Origin of the sequence: Vibrio sp. St2 (assembly GCF_947311885.1) — a bacterium.
In the GTDB taxonomy this organism is placed as follows: domain Bacteria; phylum Pseudomonadota; class Gammaproteobacteria; order Enterobacterales; family Vibrionaceae; genus Vibrio; species Vibrio coralliilyticus.
Genome location: NZ_CAMZNA010000011.1, coordinates 60,670 through 78,537, shown reverse-complemented (window position 1 = coordinate 78,537; position 17,868 = coordinate 60,670). Strand labels below are relative to the sequence as shown.

Annotated in this window: 18 protein-coding genes; 7 read left to right on the top strand and 11 right to left on the bottom strand. The window is 46.0% G+C overall.

Features of this window, described 5'->3' with window-relative positions; translation table 11 throughout:
* Window positions 1-26: 26 nt before the first annotated feature.
* The 6 genes from QMA41_RS21925 to QMA41_RS21900 form a co-directional block, all read right to left on the bottom strand.
* The gene (locus QMA41_RS21925; protein WP_281630621.1) at window positions 27-1,259 is read right to left on the bottom strand and encodes a hypothetical protein; all 1,233 of its coding nucleotides are present in this window, start codon (window positions 1,257-1,259) and stop codon (window positions 27-29) included.
* A 277-nt stretch (window positions 1,260-1,536) separates the two neighbouring features.
* A complete protein-coding gene (locus QMA41_RS21920; RefSeq protein ID WP_171353645.1) occupies window positions 1,537-2,385 on the bottom strand; it encodes a pirin family protein in 849 nt (282 codons plus the stop codon).
* A 162-nt stretch (window positions 2,386-2,547) separates the two neighbouring features.
* A complete protein-coding gene (gene catB, locus QMA41_RS21915) occupies window positions 2,548-3,183 on the bottom strand; it encodes a type B chloramphenicol O-acetyltransferase (RefSeq protein ID WP_281630620.1) in 636 nt (211 codons plus the stop codon).
* 44 nt (window positions 3,184-3,227) lie between these two features.
* A complete protein-coding gene (locus tag QMA41_RS21910; RefSeq protein ID WP_281630619.1) occupies window positions 3,228-4,445 on the bottom strand; it encodes an MFS transporter in 1,218 nt (405 codons plus the stop codon).
* On the bottom strand, window positions 4,445-5,629 hold the full coding sequence (locus tag QMA41_RS21905; protein ID WP_281630618.1) for a D-alanyl-D-alanine carboxypeptidase family protein: 1,185 nt from the start codon (window positions 5,627-5,629) through the stop codon (window positions 4,445-4,447). Before QMA41_RS21905 ends, QMA41_RS21910 begins: the two co-directional genes overlap by 1 nt.
* Window positions 5,626-7,062, bottom strand: a complete 1,437-nt coding sequence (locus QMA41_RS21900) for a UDP-N-acetylmuramoyl-L-alanyl-D-glutamate--2,6-diaminopimelate ligase (RefSeq protein ID WP_281630617.1) — start codon at window positions 7,060-7,062, stop codon at window positions 5,626-5,628. Before QMA41_RS21900 ends, QMA41_RS21905 begins: the two co-directional genes overlap by 4 nt.
* Before the next feature lie 125 nt (window positions 7,063-7,187).
* Here QMA41_RS21900 and QMA41_RS21895 point away from each other — a divergent pair, with 125 nt between their 5' ends.
* The 5 genes from QMA41_RS21895 to QMA41_RS21875 all read left to right on the top strand — a co-directional run bounded on the left by QMA41_RS21895 (window position 7,188) and on the right by QMA41_RS21875 (window position 11,904).
* Entirely contained in the window at window positions 7,188-8,132 is a 945-nt protein-coding gene (locus tag QMA41_RS21895; protein WP_171341445.1) for a LysR substrate-binding domain-containing protein, read from the top strand.
* A 92-nt stretch (window positions 8,133-8,224) separates the two neighbouring features.
* The gene (locus tag QMA41_RS21890; RefSeq protein ID WP_281630616.1) at window positions 8,225-9,526 is read left to right on the top strand and encodes an alpha/beta fold hydrolase; all 1,302 of its coding nucleotides are present in this window, start codon (window positions 8,225-8,227) and stop codon (window positions 9,524-9,526) included.
* Window positions 9,527-9,619: 93 nt separating this feature from the next.
* Complete coding sequence (locus QMA41_RS21885; RefSeq protein WP_006960342.1) at window positions 9,620-10,297, top strand: hypothetical protein; 678 nt, start codon at window positions 9,620-9,622, stop codon at window positions 10,295-10,297.
* A 7-nt stretch (window positions 10,298-10,304) separates the two neighbouring features.
* Window positions 10,305-11,240, top strand: a complete 936-nt coding sequence (locus tag QMA41_RS21880; protein ID WP_281630615.1) for a hypothetical protein — start codon at window positions 10,305-10,307, stop codon at window positions 11,238-11,240.
* Window positions 11,227-11,904 carry a hypothetical protein gene (locus QMA41_RS21875; RefSeq protein ID WP_006960338.1) on the top strand — a complete coding sequence of 226 codons (678 nt, stop codon included), beginning with the start codon at window positions 11,227-11,229 and terminating at the stop codon, window positions 11,902-11,904. The genes QMA41_RS21880 and QMA41_RS21875 overlap by 14 nt, the downstream gene beginning before the upstream one ends.
* Window positions 11,905-11,950: 46 nt before the next feature.
* On the opposite strand, the gene QMA41_RS21870 is transcribed toward QMA41_RS21875, so the two are convergent.
* Window positions 11,951-12,331, bottom strand: a complete 381-nt coding sequence (locus tag QMA41_RS21870; RefSeq protein WP_082314786.1) for a VOC family protein — start codon at window positions 12,329-12,331, stop codon at window positions 11,951-11,953.
* Between the two features lie 67 nt (window positions 12,332-12,398).
* Window positions 12,399-12,935, bottom strand: coding sequence for a mechanosensitive ion channel family protein (locus QMA41_RS21865; protein ID WP_045985231.1), 537 nt, complete (start codon window positions 12,933-12,935; stop codon window positions 12,399-12,401).
* Window positions 12,936-13,515: 580 nt separating this feature from the next.
* Between QMA41_RS21865 and QMA41_RS21860 the strand changes: the two genes are divergently transcribed.
* Window positions 13,516-14,256 carry a TerC family protein gene (locus QMA41_RS21860; RefSeq protein WP_021455996.1) on the top strand — a complete coding sequence of 247 codons (741 nt, stop codon included), beginning with the start codon at window positions 13,516-13,518 and terminating at the stop codon, window positions 14,254-14,256.
* Window positions 14,257-14,314: 58 nt separating this feature from the next.
* Here QMA41_RS21860 and QMA41_RS21855 read toward each other — a convergent pair whose 3' ends face one another.
* Both QMA41_RS21855 and QMA41_RS21850 read right to left on the bottom strand, forming a co-directional pair.
* On the bottom strand, window positions 14,315-15,784 hold the full coding sequence (locus tag QMA41_RS21855; RefSeq protein ID WP_281630614.1) for a winged helix-turn-helix domain-containing protein: 1,470 nt from the start codon (window positions 15,782-15,784) through the stop codon (window positions 14,315-14,317).
* A gap of 96 nt (window positions 15,785-15,880) precedes the next feature.
* Window positions 15,881-16,132 (bottom strand): hypothetical protein, encoded by a 252-nt coding sequence (locus QMA41_RS21850; RefSeq protein WP_006960329.1) that lies wholly within the window; start codon window positions 16,130-16,132, stop codon window positions 15,881-15,883.
* 157 nt (window positions 16,133-16,289) lie between these two features.
* Between QMA41_RS21850 and QMA41_RS21845 the strand changes: the two genes are divergently transcribed.
* Entirely contained in the window at window positions 16,290-16,613 is a 324-nt protein-coding gene (locus tag QMA41_RS21845; RefSeq protein ID WP_281630613.1) for an HdeA/HdeB family chaperone, read from the top strand.
* Window positions 16,614-16,656: 43 nt separating this feature from the next.
* Here the strand turns inward: QMA41_RS21845 and QMA41_RS21840 are convergent, their stop codons facing one another.
* Window positions 16,657-17,811 carry a histidine decarboxylase gene (locus QMA41_RS21840; protein ID WP_281630612.1) on the bottom strand — a complete coding sequence of 385 codons (1,155 nt, stop codon included), beginning with the start codon at window positions 17,809-17,811 and terminating at the stop codon, window positions 16,657-16,659.
* Between the last annotated feature and the right edge of the window lie 57 nt (window positions 17,812-17,868).

Genomic DNA, 17,868 nt, shown 5'->3' with positions numbered 1-17,868 from the left:
AGCTGTCGCTGGCAGGCCGTATGATGTCAGTCAAAGTGCTTCATCGGATATAAAGTGCCAGCTTTGGGTTGCTGTAAGTGACTCGGTAACGCGATAACCTCATCAAAACCCGCTAACGTATAAACTTTTTCGGAATTGGGAATATTATTCTTTCCTTCTCTTAGATGTGCCACGTTGTTACGGTAAATCAGATTGTCAGCTCCCGGAGCTTGATGCTTGCCCGACTCCCCTGTCGCAATCAAAGGCCAATGATGGCTCCACGGTAACTGAATCAGGTTGTTTTCAACTAAATTTTTCCCACCATCGCCATTGTGAAAGTTGACATCCACTTCAAGGTGATTGTCATAAACCACATTGTATTTGGCTTGCTGATGCAGAGTAACATGGCGAATTTTTCGCACCCTCTCGTTCGTCACTAAAATGTACTGGCCGCGTATATCGTAATAGCAGTGACCGTTGATTCCCTTGTTGTAGCAGCGGTAGATGTCATTACCGCGAAATGTCAGGTGTGAGGTATTGCTAGCTGCAAAGATGGGATTCGTCCCTGCTTCCAACATGCGGGTATCTTGTACCCAAGAATCATGACTCTTTTCAGAAAACTTAACCAAGCCGACATAGAGGTTTGGATCTGATACAGGTTGGTTTTTGTCTCCGGTTCGAGCCACTTTGACGTCATTGGTAAATGGCCACGCAGTTTCAACATGTGGCTCATCGAAATTGTTTCTATCTAGAGGCTCAAATCCGTCAACCGCAAGCTGAATCGTCATGTTCTCCAAACCCGCCCCAGAGACATCCAAGAATTGGAAAGCAAATCTATCTGTACCATAGCCTTGCCAAGTATTACGCATGGTTACCAGAACTTGTGTCTCTGTTTTGCTGATGCCACGCAATACTACGTTTGAGCGCATTTCCACCGTTTTAGCCAGCCGATAAACACCTTCTTCCAGTATTACTATTCCTCCACCAGCACGCGCCACTTTATCAATTGCCGTTTGAATATCATCCTTAGGCGCTATCTTCGCAACCACTCGTTCAGGATCAAAACACGGAATCCCCCCTCTGACTCCAGCCTTTGCCCATTCTAGGCTCAGCGGAAATCGTTGGTCATACTGGCTGATATCAAACTGCCAATTCGCATCTCCAACCCGACAGCCCGCAGTGCACGCCGCCCAAGCAGATGGCCAGGTTATCAGGCTCAAAGTGGTGATAAGGGAAAGAGACGCTCGACGTAATACCGTAAACGAGAAGGGGGTAGACATACTTTAACTCTGTTCAAAGTTGATCTTCTGAGCATAGAGACAAAACGGAGTAATCATTAATAGTTAACAATGATTAACCTTTAAGTAGGTCAAAGGGGTTTTCTAAAAAATCAAAAGAAGTAAATAAAGAAAAAACCACGTATCTTAGACACGTGGCAAAACAAAAAGTGAATGGCAGTGGATTATTCGCTTCTTGCGTTTTATAGCCCCCAAGTTCAGGAGCTAATACGTAAAGTTTAGACGAAATAGTGCAACTATCTATTCATACGGTTTAATATCAATATTTTTCAAACTCACCGTTGTTGTAGTCGCTGATCGCCTGTTCAATTTCTTGCATGCTGTTCATCACGAACGGGCCATAGTGAACGACAGGTTCATCAATCGGTTCACCTTGGAAAATCAGCACGCCGCTTGTGCTGATTGCATTCAACTCAGCGACTTCTCCAGAAGACAAAAGTGCCATCTCACCTTGTTGCACCCTGCGTTCTTTAACACTAATTTCGCCCTGATAAACATAAAGCATCATGTTAAATTTCTGCGGCGTAAGTAACTTAATCTTCTGCTCTGTTTCAGAACGCCAGTCTGAAACTGATAACGGCACTCCGGTTTTGCTCAGAGGCCCTTGTTGTACGTTGCCTTCAACGGATACCTCACCTGCTAGCACGCGTAATACGCCAACGCTCTCATCTTGATATTCTGTGATGGTTTCAGGCTGAAAGTCATGATACTGAGCGGGTTTCATCTTGTCGCGCGCTGGCTGATTTATCCAAATTTGGAATCCATGCAACTCGCCATCCTGCATGATAGGCATTTCACTATGAATCACACCACGGCCTGCTGCCATCCATTGAGCGCCACCAGAACGTAACTCACCCACATTTCCCATATGATCTTTATGTTGAAAATGACCTTTGAGCATATAGGTGAGCGTTTCAATGCCGCGATGCGGATGAGGAGGAAAGCCGCCTACATAGTCAGAACGCTGATCGGATTTCAGCTCATCCATCATCAGAAACGGCGAGAAACTTGCGTTGTTAAACCCCGCCACGCGGCTAATTTTGACACCATCGCCATCGGACGTGCCATGGGCTGGAATGATTTGACGGATTTCGCGAAGCTGGCTCATTTTCTTTCTCCTCAAAAGCGATGACTACAGTCTATCGCCCTCAAATTGAATCTTGAGCACAAGGATTCGAGCTACTTATTCAAAATTTTTGAACGCCTTCAATGCCGTTGACTCTGCAAGACCTATTCGAATGAGAAGCCACTTAGATTTGGATTTTGACTGTCACGAAGCAGTAATGTAACGCTGCCAATAGCGATGAAGCGCAGCGATATCTTTAGAGCACAACCATTCCATCGCCCCCTTTAGCTCTTCGTCATGCCAGTGCCACCATTGCATTTCTAACAACTGCGCGATTTCTTCTTGGCTAAAACGAAACTTGATGTGCTTGGCTGGATTTGAGCCAACAATCTCATAAGGCGCAACATCTTTTGTTACCACAGCTCGGCTGGCAATCACCGCGCCATCGCCAATTTTGACTCCTGCCATGATCATGGCCTCAGAGCCTATCCACACGTCATTGCCGATGACAGTGTCACCAGCCGGACGAAAGCCATCTTTTGCTTTAGCAAAATTTGAATCGTCCTGATAAAAGAAAGGAAAAGTACTTGCCCAGTCGGTACGATGCCCTTGATTGCCAGCCATCATAAACACTGCGCCGGAACCGATAGAGCAAAAGCTGCCAATGACCAGTTTATCGACATCGTCACGCTCAGCAGAAAGATATCGAGCACAGTCATCGAAACTGTGCTGATGGTAGTAGCCTGAATAGTAACTGTGCCTGCCAACGACAATGTTAGGGTTAGTAATTTGTTCAGCAATCGGTTTGCCCGCAAAAGGCGAGTCAAAATAGTTTTGCATTGTGGTGGTACCTGATTGTTTTTCGGACAATTTACACCAACACTCTATTGCCCCCAAGCATTCTTTCTCGTCTGAGCCAGATATAACGCAACGCTGACAAGGCATAGGCCAAGCATCACCCAATAGGCGCCCGCTAAACCCAGCCATTTCGCTGACAGGCCTGCGCTCAAATATGTGACCAGCCACCAAAAATGAGTCAACGAGAAATGCGCGGCAAAATATTCACCACTCTCTTTACCTTCGGCTGCGGCATTGATAATGAGCCCAGATGTCGTTTGAATGCATGACATTCCGATACCCAACGCAAAGCACATCAAGCCAAAACCAATCCAGCCAGGTGTCCAGGTTCCGGCCAAAAACGCCAGAGCGATAAAGACTAAACCGCGTAAATGGTAGCGCTGTGGTTGATGATGTTTAAGGAATCGAGGAAGAAAAATCGCCACCAGCATGGACCCTAACCCAACCACCAACATGGCCATCGCCGTTTGGGTTTCACTGCCATGCAAAATGTCGTGTACATAGACCACAGTGTTCACCAAAACCATGGCACTAGCGGACGCGGCTGCCAAATAGGCATACCAAAGTGCACGCAAACTCGGCTGCTCTAAATACGCTGAAATTCCACTTAACACTGAGCGAAATGAGAGTTTTTTTGGCTGAACATTCAGTTCTTTCCTTTTGGGTAAGGTACATAGAATGATCAGTACGCCAGACAATAAGAAAGTCATCGAATCAAGCATAAACAGCTGACGAAAACTGATCACACTCAGCAACAATGCAGTGAGCATCGGGCTAAAAATCTGCTCTAAATCGTAAGCTAAGCGACTGTATGAGAGCGCTCTAGCATAATCATCTTTATCCGGTAAAACCTGTGGCAAGGTGGACTGAAACATGGGTGTGAACCCCGCCGAACATGCATTGATGACAAACATCAACACGTACACTTCCCACACTTCGGTGACGAACGGGAGACAAGCAAACATGAGCGCACGGATGATGTCCAGAGCGACCAGCGTCTGGCGCTTGGGCAGCTTGTGAGCCAAAACACCAAATACTGGTGCTAAGCCAATATAGGCCAGCATCTTGAGGGCGAAAGCGATGCTCAGTACTGCCCCTGCATTTTCTTCCGCTAAATCATAAGCAAGTAAAGCTAAGCATACCGAGCTCACTCCTGTGCCAATCAGGGATATCACCTGCGCAGACAGTAAGCGTACATAATTCACGTTCTGCCACAGGGTAGAAGGCTTCAAAGCAACGGTCATTACTCTCCCTCCCAAAACGCTTTAATGCCTGAAACCAGAGCACGTAGCCAGAGTTGGAAGGTATCCATCAGCCGACTGGCAAATGAGCCTTGTTCCACCCCGACCTGACTTACGGCGGGAGCAGTAAACACTTGCTCACCGTTGAGACTCCAGATGACCTGCCCCAGAGAGTCTCCTGCTGCAATCGGCGCTTGTAACTGGGATTCAACGACCACCTCCTGCTTGAGCGCATCTTTCATGGCACGTGGAAAGGTCAAGTACACATTTTTTGCCACCGTTACAGGGACGTTTTCCTCAGCGCCCTTCCACACTCGGCTTTGCATAATGACTTCGTCTTTTTTCGCCACTTGGACGGTATCAAAAAAGCGAAAGCCGTAACCAAGTAAGTTGCGTGAAGCGCTGGTTCTTGCCTGCTGGCTTGGTGTACCCATCACCACAGAAATTAAACGCATCCGCCCCTCTGTCGCAGACGAGACAAGGCTGTACCCCGCGTTTTCGGTATAACCTGTTTTACCGCCATCGACATTCAGTGAGCGGTCCCATAACAGCTTATTTCGGTTGTACTGTTCGATGTCATTCCAAGTAAATTTCTTCTCCTGATACAGCTTATAGACCTCTGGCACGTCCTTGATGATCGCGCGCATCAGGTTCGCCATATCCTTTGGTGTGGTTTGAATATTGTCGCCATCTAAGCCATGCGCATTGATAAACTGTGTGTTTTCCATGCCAAGCGTCTGCGTCCAACCATTCATCAAGCTAACAAAAGCACTTTCACTGCCTGCTACGTGCTCAGCTAGCGCAACCGAAGCGTCATTTCCCGATTGCACAATCACGCCCAGCATCAAGTTACGAATGCTGATTTCGTCACCCGGTTTGATGAACATTTTGGATGACTCCGGAAAATTCACCGACCAGGCATTACGGCTGATTGTCGCTTTGTCATCCCAGTTAAGGCGACCAGCGTTTATCTCTTGTCCAACGACATACGCCGTCATAAGTTTGGTTAAACTCGCAGGAGCCAAAGGCGTATCTGGGTTTTGTGACGCAATTACCTGACCGGAGTGGTAATCCATTACGACATAACCTTTAGCATTAATCTGTGGTGCATCAGGTGTAATGACAGCCCCCGCGGATGCCGCCACCAGAGTACAGAGCAAGACACAAAGTTGAGTCCATTTGATCATTTTGCCACCTCACTACTCAGCGCAGCGAGATCGCCGATATATTGTTGTCTGTCTCCCTTGCCATTTGAAATGTACTGGTGAGTTTCACTGCCTTTTCCACACACCACTATCAAATCACCGGCCACACTCAATTGCTTCGCAAATTCAATCGCTTCCGCTCTGTCACTGATTTCAAAGTGAGGAACTTTGGACACTTGCGATGTGAGTGCTCGAAATATGTCTTCCTGATCGACACCCATGGGGTTGTCTGAGGTAAAAACTGCCGTATCTGCCAGTTGTGAGCACAGAACGCCAATGCCACTCGCATCCTGAATCCGATCTCCCGTTACTCCAGTCACTACGATTAAACGCCCCTTGGTATAAGGCCGAACGTCTTCCAGCAGCTTACTGAGCCCATCAGCATTGTGGGCATAGTCCACCAATCCGGTCGCTCCATTGTTAAGCGACAAGAACTGAGCACGACCATCGGGCGCTACTATGGTTTGCAATGCGGCCGCTATCCGACTAGGTTGCCAACCGAGTGAAAGTAAACTCGCTGCAATCGCCAAAGCATTTTCGACATTGAACGTGAAAGGCATTTGAGAGTTCACATCAAAACACTCGCCGTCAATTCGGAGTTCAAAACACGAACCAAAACGAGTAGTACGCACATTGGTGGCGAAAACATGCGCTTGAGCATTCTCAATACCGAAAGTCACTACGTTCACTCGCCCACTCGCTCGCTCAATCGCCGCGGCTGCATGCGGGTCATCAAGGTTGATCACCGCCGTGCCATTGGGTGCAATACGATCAATCAACTGCAACTTGGCTTGGACATAAGCATCTTTGGTCTTGTGGTAATCGAGATGGTCACGGCCAATATTGGTGATGATACCAATCTGCAATGACACAAATCCGGCTCTGTCCTGTGCTAGAGCGTGACTACTCAGCTCCATAAGATTGAATTCAGTTTCGCGTTGCGCCATCTGATGGAAGAGGTTCAGTAACGTCACACCATCGGGGGTTGTGTTCTCAAGCGGGTAATCACTACCCGCCAACTTCGCGCCCAGCGTTCCGATGTAAGCACTCGTCGTTGTCTGGTTCAGGATCTGGTTAAGGCAGTGAGACACGGTGGTTTTACCATTGGTCCCAGTAACGCCTATGTGCTTTATTTTCTGGTGGGGGTGACCATAGTAAGCCTTCACTAACGCTAAACTCTGATAGTAGCTATCGGTCATTATTACCGGAATATCAATATCTAACGGACGATTCGCAATCACCGCAACAGCACCTCGACTGACCGCTTGTTGTGCATAGCTGTGTCCGTCATGGGAGATCCCTTCACGACATACGAATACATCATTAACCTCAATCTGCGCACTGTTCGTTTTGAACTGGTTGACTGGCAGAGATTTTAAAACTTCTATCTGTGAGTTGATGGCTGGGGTTGGCATAGAATTCTTCCCATTAACGAAATTACTTCGAGTATAGGAAGTGAAACAAAATCAGTGAAATCGAATGATTTTATCATCCACATCGACTACATTGATATTCATGGTTAATCACTGCTTTGAATGAAATGAGCGACAACATCAACTGGCGACGCGTAGATCTTAATCTGCTTCTGACCTTCGACGCCCTATACAAGCACCGCAGTGTTTCGGCGGCGGCAAAACATCTTCATCTTGGTCAACCTGCAACAAGTTACAACCTCAAAAGGCTAAGAGAGCTACTGGACGACCCCTTGTTTGAACGAGGCGGCAGCAGCATGACTCCGACGACGAGAGCGATGGAAATTGAACCTAAAGTTCGTCAGATCCTATCTATATTCAGTCAAGACATCATGCCTAAAGCCGCGTTTGAAGCTGACAGTTTCGACGGCACTTTCAAAATTGGCTTGAGCGATTATGCGGAGCAAGTGTATGGCCCAGAACTGTTTGATAAGTTGCAGCAGTTAGCACCAAACGCCAAGGTGCTGTTCAAACCTGTTGATGTCAGCAACTGTGTTGAGGCATTAGAGAAACAAGAAGTAGACCTGTGTATTGGCGTGTTTTCAGATCTCCCTCCGAAAGTCACCTCGACCTTTCTATACCGAGAAAAACATTTGTGCATCTTTGATAACAGAGTGCTGGGTTCCGAACTCCCACTCTCCCTAGAGACCTACCTAGCCACACCGCAAATGATCATAACGGCCAGTCAGGAGCTGACTACTAAGGTTGACACCACATTATCGAATATGGGGGTCAAACGAAATGTAGTGTTGGGTAGCACCCGTTTTCTCACGATTCGAAGAATGCTCACTGGCCGTCGCTTGCTTGCTGTCATGGCAGAAATGGTGGGAAGGGTTGAACTGATCGACGACAACCTCACTCTTTGCCCACCACCTATCAATATTCCTGATTTTGATATCGAAATGGTCACACTCACCCGAGACAGCCACCACCCGAGAATTCTATGGCTATCGGATTGGGTCAAAGAGGTCATCCAGCATAAAGTGGCAGCCCTGCAGACAACGTCCAATTAGGCGCACTATCCTTTGCTCAGAATTGACCCGATAGGATTGGTTATCCGCTTCAACCAGAGTAAAGTAGCCCGACTCAAGAAAAGGAAATAATAATGAACGCTCAAGCATTTATTGATGCAGGACTGCATTACATCCCCCACACATTCTCAGTGCCACTGGATTACTCAGACCCAGTACAAGGACATATTGATATCTTTGCGCGTGAAGTGTCTCTCGTTGAAGATAAGAATTCGTCTAAACCTTGGCTGGTTTATTTTCAGGGTGGGCCAGGGTTTGCGTCACCACGCCAAAACGGCAATAACGGGTGGATAAAACGCGCGCTGCAAAACTACCGCGTGTTGTTGCTTGATCAACGGGGCACTGGTAACAGCTCGGTTGTTAATCACCAAACATTGGCCCATTTACAGCCACAACAGCAGGCAGAGTATCTGAGTCATTTTCGCGCTGACAACATAGTGCGAGATTCGGAATTCATCCGTGAACAGTTCGGTGTCGATAAATGGGCTATTCTAGGCCAGAGCTTTGGTGGTTTCTGCTCTCTGACTTATCTGTCTATGTTCCCAGACAGCTTGTCGCGTAGCTACATCACAGGCGGCGTGCCTTCTGTTTCCCGTCACCCAGACGATGTCTATCGTGCGACGTTTAAACGCACGATGGAAAAGAACCAAGCGTTTTTCAACCAGTTCCCGAAAGCTCAGCAGCTATGTCAGCAGATTGCTGATCATCTTTTGCAAAATGAAGAGTTTCTGCCCAATGGCCAGCGTTTTACCGTCGAACAATTCCAGCAAATTGGGATTAACTTTGGCGTTAGTGATACTTTCCTACCCACTTACTACTTGCTTGAAAACGCGTTCATTACAGTGAACGGTAAGCCTCAGCTTCGTTATGAATTCCTCAATAGTATGCTGATGGAACAGAACTTCCAGACCAATCCGATTTATGCCATTTTGCACGAGTCTATCTACTGTCAGGGTTTTGCTTCAGAATGGAGTGCGCACCGCGTTCGTCAAGATCATCAGGCGTTTAATTATCAGTCGGGGCAGCCATTTTACTTTACTGGCGAAATGGTATTCCCTTGGATGTTTGACCAATATGTAACGTTAAAACCGCTCAAGCAAGCCGCAGACCTACTGGCAGATAAGCAAGACTGGGCACCGCTATACAGTGCTGAGCAGCTTTCAAACAACAAAGTACCGGTCAGCTGCGCGGTTTACGCCGATGATATGTTTGTTGAAATGGACATCAGTCGCGAAACTCTGGCAATGATGCCCAACGCTAAAGCGTGGATAACAAACGAATACGAGCACAACGGTCTTAGAGCCGATGGCGAACGTATTTTCGACAAACTGTTCGAGATGGGTGAACAAACTGCCGCCAATCTCACGCTGGTTTAACGAAATCAAGGCGAACACTGAGATCAATTGTTGGTGTTCGCCCTGTCAAATCGTATAATTTCCTTATTAGTCTGTTATTTCTGGATTCAGAACATGTCTTCAAAATTTATTGAACGAGTTTGGTCTCATGCTTGTGTCACTATGGAAGAAAAGCTCATCTTGCTCGCTCTGGCAGAATTGTCCGATCGCAGCGGTGCAGTGATTACCACCATGGCGGAGTTGCAGGAAATGACCAACGGTTCCGAATCCACGATTGACCATGTCCTTGGCAAACTGGCGGTTGAGCAAGCCATTATCTCACTAAGTAAGACGTATACCCGTAAGCAGGGGAACATCAAGTGCAAAATCAACGTTGGCAACCAGCACTCTATTCCTGTGTATGCCACCTCAGAGCCGATTGCCAAAGTGCCACAATTCCATAAAACGCAGGTGAAGCCACTCAATCCATCGGCTTCCAATGGCAAAATGATCAATCTTGCTGAACTGTCACCTAATGTGATCGAGTCGTGGGCAGAAGTCATTATGTTCCGCACGGGTTTCGCCAATCAGACCAACGTCTGGGCAAGCTTTGTGGAAAAAGTTCAGGCCATTGGTCAGCCTCTGATGAGTCAGGACGACCTTAACAGTCGCCTCCACGCACACCTGCACACGGAAAAGAGTTACGGACAAGGTAAAGGCTTTAGTAATAAAAAACCTGCAGCGACCAAAATGTCACCCAACCAAGCCTTCAAGAAAAAGATGGCGAACTTCAACTTTGATTTTGACGACTAGGTAAAAGATGAAAGATATCAACGAGATCGCCTCTTCTTGGAAGCAAAAAAGTCAGGATAAGCCCGCTCAAACAACTCAACAGGTTACCAAACCTAGCATCCCCGTTGTTCAGCAAACTCAAACGCCTGCTGCACCTGCAACTACTTCGAACCAAATGCAAGTCAGCAGCGAGTTCAATCAGGATTTGAAGGATGTGCTTCGCCCTTACTCTGTAGAGCAACGCAAGCACATCATGGGTTTCTTTGGCAAGATGCAGGAGAACTTCTCCACCCAGTTCACTCACATGTACGGCTCAGAGCCGGATGATGAATTTGCGGCGTTTGCCTCTGAGCTTTCCATCGATGATGTTGAGCGTATTGTTCATCATCTACGTGAGCGTTTGGTGGCAGGTAAAGAGTGGCCACCCGCATTGGCTCTGCTCTCTATGCTGAAAGACCTTCCGCTCAACAACGAAATTCTTGAAGCTCGCCATCGCATCCTGATCAAAAAAGATCCGCAAACTCGCGTTGAAAAGTACATCTTTAACCGTAAGAACAGCTACCTGAAATCACTGTCTGAGAAAAATCTCGCAGAAGAATTCAAAGTGCTATACATCAACGCGTATCAAGAAGTGCAGAACAACCTCGATCAGACACTCGACCAAAGAGAAAAAGACGTCGAACAGAACGTGCTCAAAGTGGAGCCAACAGAAACTGATCGTGAAATTGAGCGTCGAATGACGCAAGGTATAAGGCCGAGCGGAAAAGTCGGAAGCATTCTTTCTCGTATTGATAAACTGCGTGGGGCGGGTGAAAGCACGTCCGCAGAAAACGCGTCGGAAGCAACATGGGAAGAGGTGACAGAACCTGCGAAACCAGTTAAACAAGACACGATCGATCGTGAGCAACAAGCTTTGATGGAACAGATTCTACGAAAAACAAACGGCGACAATGAGAACCTTTAATATTCTGAAGAAAGAGCGAGATTTCTTTCTCGCTTCCACTGGGCGTTCGCATTGTAAAATCATCATTGACGATTACAGTCGTGACTTGCCGCTCGGTGAAGTTGAGCTGCATGTTGAAGAAGTCTCGAACAAATACAAGTACTACTCCAACGAAGCCATTTTTAAGCTCACACTGCCCCTTGAAGAGCAAAGCAGTATCGATATTTGCACGCTCAGCAGTGGCCGTAAGAATCAATTTCTTTACAAGAAATGTCTGCGACTCGGCGGCAAATGGGAAACGATTCTCGGTCAGTGGGTATTTTCCGCGTCAGTTGAAGATAAAGTGCGTGAACTGGAAAGTATTATCCGTTCTGAAGAACAGTATTTTGAGGTGACATTCAAAGAGACCGTCACTCTGACCAATCAAGAACTGACCTTGTTTGGCTATCCGGTGGTGCTTTCCTCATCTAGCGCATCGGTGAAAACCATGAAAGGCATCAGGTTACATCGTGGTGATATCGCCGTGATGGGAAATCGAACCGTCGTCGTCGCAGGGACGAAGATCCGACTATTTGTCCCATTGGAGATGAAAGACAACCCTGATTTCCGTGAAGATTACCTCTGTGCAACAGAGGTTGAAAAGAAGCGTAAGCCTAACAAGAAAACGACTTACTCATGGGAATAAGGTGGTTTGCTTCCCTCACTGCAAAACGGAGGGAAGCAAATGACAATCAAGCCATTGAGTGAAGGCCAATCATATTCCCTTCTGTGTCCGACACTACGGCGATAAAGCCATGAGGACCGATAGAAAATTTAGAGTGTTCAACTTTCCCACCAGCGCCAGCGACTCTGGCCTCTTCAACGCTGCAATCTTGGCACGAGAAATACACCATGGTGCTGTTGCCGCCTGCTGAAACACCGTCCATCTTCGCCAATGCGCCTGCCGCACCATACTGTTCCATCACAGCAGGAAATAGCCACATCTCCACACCCATTTTGGCATCATCGTTCATCTCCTCCAGCGTGACATCAAAAACCGTTTGATAAAACGCCTTCGCTCGATCCATGTCATCAACATAAATCTCAAACCAACCTACCGGATTTGTTTGCATAGCCTGTTCTCCTTTTGTGCGCCGCCCGGTCAGTTAAAAGTAGACCATCCCAGTTGATAGCGTGGACTTACGACGATTCATTCACACAATCGAAACATTTAGTGACGCTCTTTTGCAGCAAGAGGGAGTTAGGGTAGGTAATTACGTTGCCTTCAGGGTGTTTAATCAGGGTATGGAACATACGTATATCAAGAATGGTCCCCTCAATATCTTCCCCGTCGGCAATTTTAATCACATCGCCAATCCGATATGGAAAAACAAAGAAAATCAGAAAGCTGGCTGTAATGTTGCTCAAGATAGACCACTGAGCAATAAAGCCAACACCAAGAACAGTAAATACAGACGAAAGAAAAATTGAAAAACTTCCATAGCCAATCCCACTAGCAATTAGATAAACAGCGAATAGGAAACCGAAGTAGATCAGGCTGAAGCAACGTTTAATAAACAGGGTACGACTCATGCCAACTTTCTTAGCAACCGCCAGCGTCGTAATCGCTTTGTCCGTAAAACGAACCATGATCCAATAGATAATGATAAATGTCAGTGCGAGCAGAATATCGTACTCCTTAAGCACCGCAAAAAACCTCGCCACATTTTCCAGCATGATGATCTCCTCTCGATTTCTGGGTTCAATCATGCCGGAACTGCACTGAAAATTTATCAACGGCGGATAGCCATTTAATAAAATCACTATCTAAGAGGAACAAAGACTCCCACATAAGCTCAATGCGCCCACCTTTAGGTCGGTTAAACAGATAAAGCATCGATAAAATAAATGTCAAAACACTGATATATAAGAATTTATATTTTTATTCCCAGCAAATAGCTTGATGAGATATTGCTAACGATTCGGTAATTAAAACCCGTTCGGATTAGGAAATAATGCACTCCTGTTCAACCTACATCAGGAATCTATTATGACCTTTATCGCTATTAAATTGCTTTTTGTCCTTGCCGCACAGCTACGTAAAAAATATCGAGCTAGCCGCGTGCAAGCTTAATCGACAATGCTCAGCCTTTTGATCACCCAATTTCTTATGCTCTGGGCAATCGTCGACCCTATCGGTACCGTCCTGATCTACATATCACAGCCAACAACAACTAGGTTGTTGACGTTGTAATGCTTCTGATTGGGCTGCGTACGTTTGCTACCTCCTCTAACTAATCGTTAACTGGTTATCACTATGAATTTAGACATTGCCGTTATCTTCGGCACTTTGCTGGCACTGGAAATTATCCTCGGTGTCGACAACATCGTTTTCATTTCCATCTTGTGTGAACGACTCCCGATCCACCTTCGCAGGCGTGTGCGAAACCTTGGTATCGGCCTCGCCGTGGTTTCACGAATCGGCTTGGTGTTCTCAATCAGCTGGTTGATGTCTTTGACAGAACCTTTGCTCACCATCAGTGAATATGACTTCACAGGTAAGGCGCTTATATTGCTGTTAGGTGGGCTGTTTTTGCTGCTTAAAAGTTTGCACGAATTGTGGCACTGGTTGGGGGCAAAGACCCAAACCCATTCGCGTACGTTAAGCACTGGTGTGGCCGTCATCATTCTACAAATCATTGCGGTGGATGCCGTATTCTCTATCGACTCAATCATAACCGCGGTAGGCTTGACTAACGACATCAATATCATGATCGCAGCAATCATCATCTCAGCACTAATCATGATGGTATTCGCCGATAAGATTCAGGGAGCAATATCGAAGTACCCTGGGCTAAAAACTTTAGCGCTGTTGTTCTTGGTACTTCTTGGTGGGTTATTGATTGCCGAGGGGGTAGGTATTATGGTCAACAAAGGCTATGTCTATGTCGCGATGGCATTCGGATTGATTCTGGAAGGTTGCCATATCTTGCTGAGCAAGCGTAAAGCGAGCAACAGTCAGGTTAATGGTGCAAATGATTTGAATCAGTTAGGCTAAGCCCTCGACTATCGAACAGAAACAAAAAAACGCCGGAATCACTCCGGCGTTTTTTCATTTACTGCTCTGGGCTTATATCTTCGAGAATCGGGTCTAAGTTACTGTCAAAAAACAGTGGCCCTGCTAGGTTGAGAGCTCTCATAGATGAATTACCCTGGGTCGCTTTCAAGTACAGCTCTCTCGCACCTCCAATGTTTCCTCTCGCTTCTTCTGCTTTTGCCAGCAAAATGTAGGTCAGATTGGATTGCTGCTGATAAGGCATAGACAACAAAATGCGCGAGGCCAGCCTAGGGTCATCTTTAGTGAGCGCCATAATCGCGTTAGCTTCATAAACTCTTGGTGAAGCACCTTCCTGAAGTCTCTCCGTCAATGCAGGTTCATAAAGCTGATTGAGCTGTACAATTTTGGCACTTTTGTTTTCCACATCGGTAAAAAATACATTCATAACTTCACCAATGTAGTTCACCGCAATCACCATAGAACTATCAGGTGACGTTTCTTTCGCGGCTCTGAATCGGTTCAAAGACCCCATAAAGTCGAAATTTTTGTACAACAAACCAATGCCATTCATCATATTTTCGAGCGTCTGTGGGTCACGTGGCATTTCTTCTAAAGTGAGTAAAATATCGCGCTTAGGCACCTCAATGAACATCGAGCTCAGTACGTCATCCAGCATTGCCAAAAAGGTCGCATGAAATAGAGATAGGTCAGTGGAATAGCGTCGATTTAAATGTGTTTGCTGAGATACGCGATTGTAATACTTCATCGCCAGCTTTTGTTTGCCATCTTTACCTTGTTTTAACTTGAAGCTCAGTTCAACCGCAGCCAGTTTGGAATGAGGCTCTTCGTTCACAATACGAATATTGCTGTAATAGTCGAGATACTCCATGAACTTGGTGACCATGCCATAAAGCTCCGGAGATTCTTCAATTTCAGGGCTGAGATTAAGCACCACATAACGTGATTCGTAATGCTGAATGTTATCGACCGCTTGATGTTGATGGTCAGCTTCTGAACTGGAGTTTGCCCAGTGATTTGCGATGAAGCCGGCTTGCAGCACCACAACCACACCTAAAGCCCAGGTAAGATAGCTACGCTTGGAGCGTGCAGGTTTGTCAGCGACGAAAGTCGTCGGTGCCACAACTTCTTCGTCTGATTCTACCAAGTCACTAGCTGTTGAAGGCGACGATACTTCCAGCTTTTCGACTGTCACTTCAGCGTCAAACTTGTAACCGCGCTTTGGCACAGTCACAACATAATTTTTGTGAGATTCCGTTTTGTTTTTAAGGACCTTACGCAGCTCAAATACTGCTTGGGTCACGACCTGATCCGTCAGGATTGTTCCATTCCAGACATGCTCGATCAATTCATCACGAGTATGTGTCTGCCCCGGATACTGACAAAAGAACTCAAGCAACTTAGATAGCCTTCTATCAATATTAACCGTTTCGTCAGCAAAAAAAATCTGCCCTTCGTTTGGAACAAAGCGCCATTCATCAACAATAAAACAGGTACCTTTCTCTAACATATTTGGAAATCTCGCCCCTATTGTTTCGTTAATTCAGATTAAAGATAGTATACAATTAGATGATTTTGTTGGATTTATTATCAATTCTTATCGACTTCATTGTCGTTCTACCCAATGGCTCACAAAAGCAGACTCTGATCGAATCAATTCTATGTGAAGATCTTCTATATCCAGTCCATAAATAGGTTTTGGTAGCTTCAGTAATTCATCCTGTTCACTGGTCAGCCCAACATCGTTCACACCAAAGGCAAGAACGACAACAGACAAGGTTTTAGCGGTTAAATTTAGCATCTCATTACCATCGAAGTTCGGAACCAAAGCTCCACGAATACCGAAAAGAGAAAGCATTCTATTCATCCACTAACGCATGTCATAAAAATAGAATAATTAAATAATTCATAAGGATATGACGAAAATTGGATGTTTTGTTTATCTTAGCTTTATCTTTTTTATCTTGTTACACGCTAGTCTGTTGCCTTAATTAAATAGTCCTAAGGAGATAGATGTGAAAAAGCCTTTCACCGTTCTCATACTTGCAGCGGTATTCGGTGTTGTTGGCTACAGCAGCGTGAAAAGCTATGCCGAGTGCGAGGATCAGGAGATACTCTCCGTCGATAAAATGACCTGTGAGCAGTTCAACGAACTGGAAATGCAGACTCAACCTGTCGTGATGGAATATCTCTTGTCATGGAATTACAACGCGGATGAAGTCGCCGTTATTATTGAAAGCAACGGAATTGAAGCGTATATCGATGAACTGGCGCAGCAATGCCGAGACACACCAGATATCATGTTGCATGATATTGTTGTCGACGAGCATCACTCATAGATTATCCGCTATCAGAAAAGGGCGCTCAGGCCCTTTTCATTTTTTACTCTTCGGAGAGTGTCATCTCTGTATAAGCTTGCTCACTCATCAAGTCATCCAAAACCTGATTCAGCTTACTTCGATTTCTCACCGTCTGACCTGCGATAATGATGTGAGCCATACCATTTGCAACGGCAAGATGGTGCTTTCTCCAAATGGCTTCAGAAGGCTTAGGGAATACTACGATGGTTGAATTGGCGTTTCGCCAGGCTGGAATATTATGCTTGTTAAGTACCTGAACCGTTTCTTCTGCCAGTTCAAGACAGCTTTGAATTCGCTCTCTTTTTTCTTGTTCGCTGGTGCTTCGAATAAACTTCCACAGAAACAAAGGCGTTAAGCCATTACGCGAGCCCGTCAGCGTTTTATCTGGTGCAGCAATGTATTCAATCTGATGGCTAATCTTATCAGTGTGCTCTTTCAGGGCCAGCACCATGCCACACGGAATCGGTGACCCCAGCATCTTATGGCCAGACACAGATATTGAGTCAATGCCGTCTCTGAATGAAAACTTGGGCGGGTTGTCTACGTAAGGAATGATCATGCCGTGAAACGCGGCATCAGCATGTAAGTAGTACTGATCGCGGCTAAAACCTGCGTTATACAATCGAGCCTGAATCTGCTCTAAGTTATCTATTGCTCCGGACATGGTTGTGCCAATATTGGCGAAGATAATTGGTGGTTTATTCGGATTTTCCTTAAGAGCGGACTCTAGCGCGTCATAATCCATTTCGCCATTCACCTGAGACTCTACAACACAGTGCTCGACGTTGAGAAAGCGAACAATCTTCATCACCGAATAGTGAGTATCCTTAGAGAAATACACTACACCGTCAGGGAAGCGTTCACGTGCTAGGTAGCATCCGTACATATTGCCTTCAGTGCCACCATTGGTGACATAGCCCCAAGCTTTTTCTGTATTGGTATGAAACAGCTGACAAAAGTACTCAACAACATCTTGTTCAAACTGAAAGGTATTCATTGGGTAGTTCGACGTTTCCGCCCAGTCACCAACGTTGTTAATGGAAAACTGGAAGAAAGACGATAAGTCCTGATAGTCGTAATCTGTCGCAACTGGATATCCCAACATCTGATGTTGGCTGTCGAGGCAAACTTTGTAAAACTCCCTAAGTCTTTGAGTATCTTCATAAGAAAGTGGCATATTCAATCCTTTACGTCCGATTTATCGACGTCTAAATGCCCTTTTCGACAAGCAATT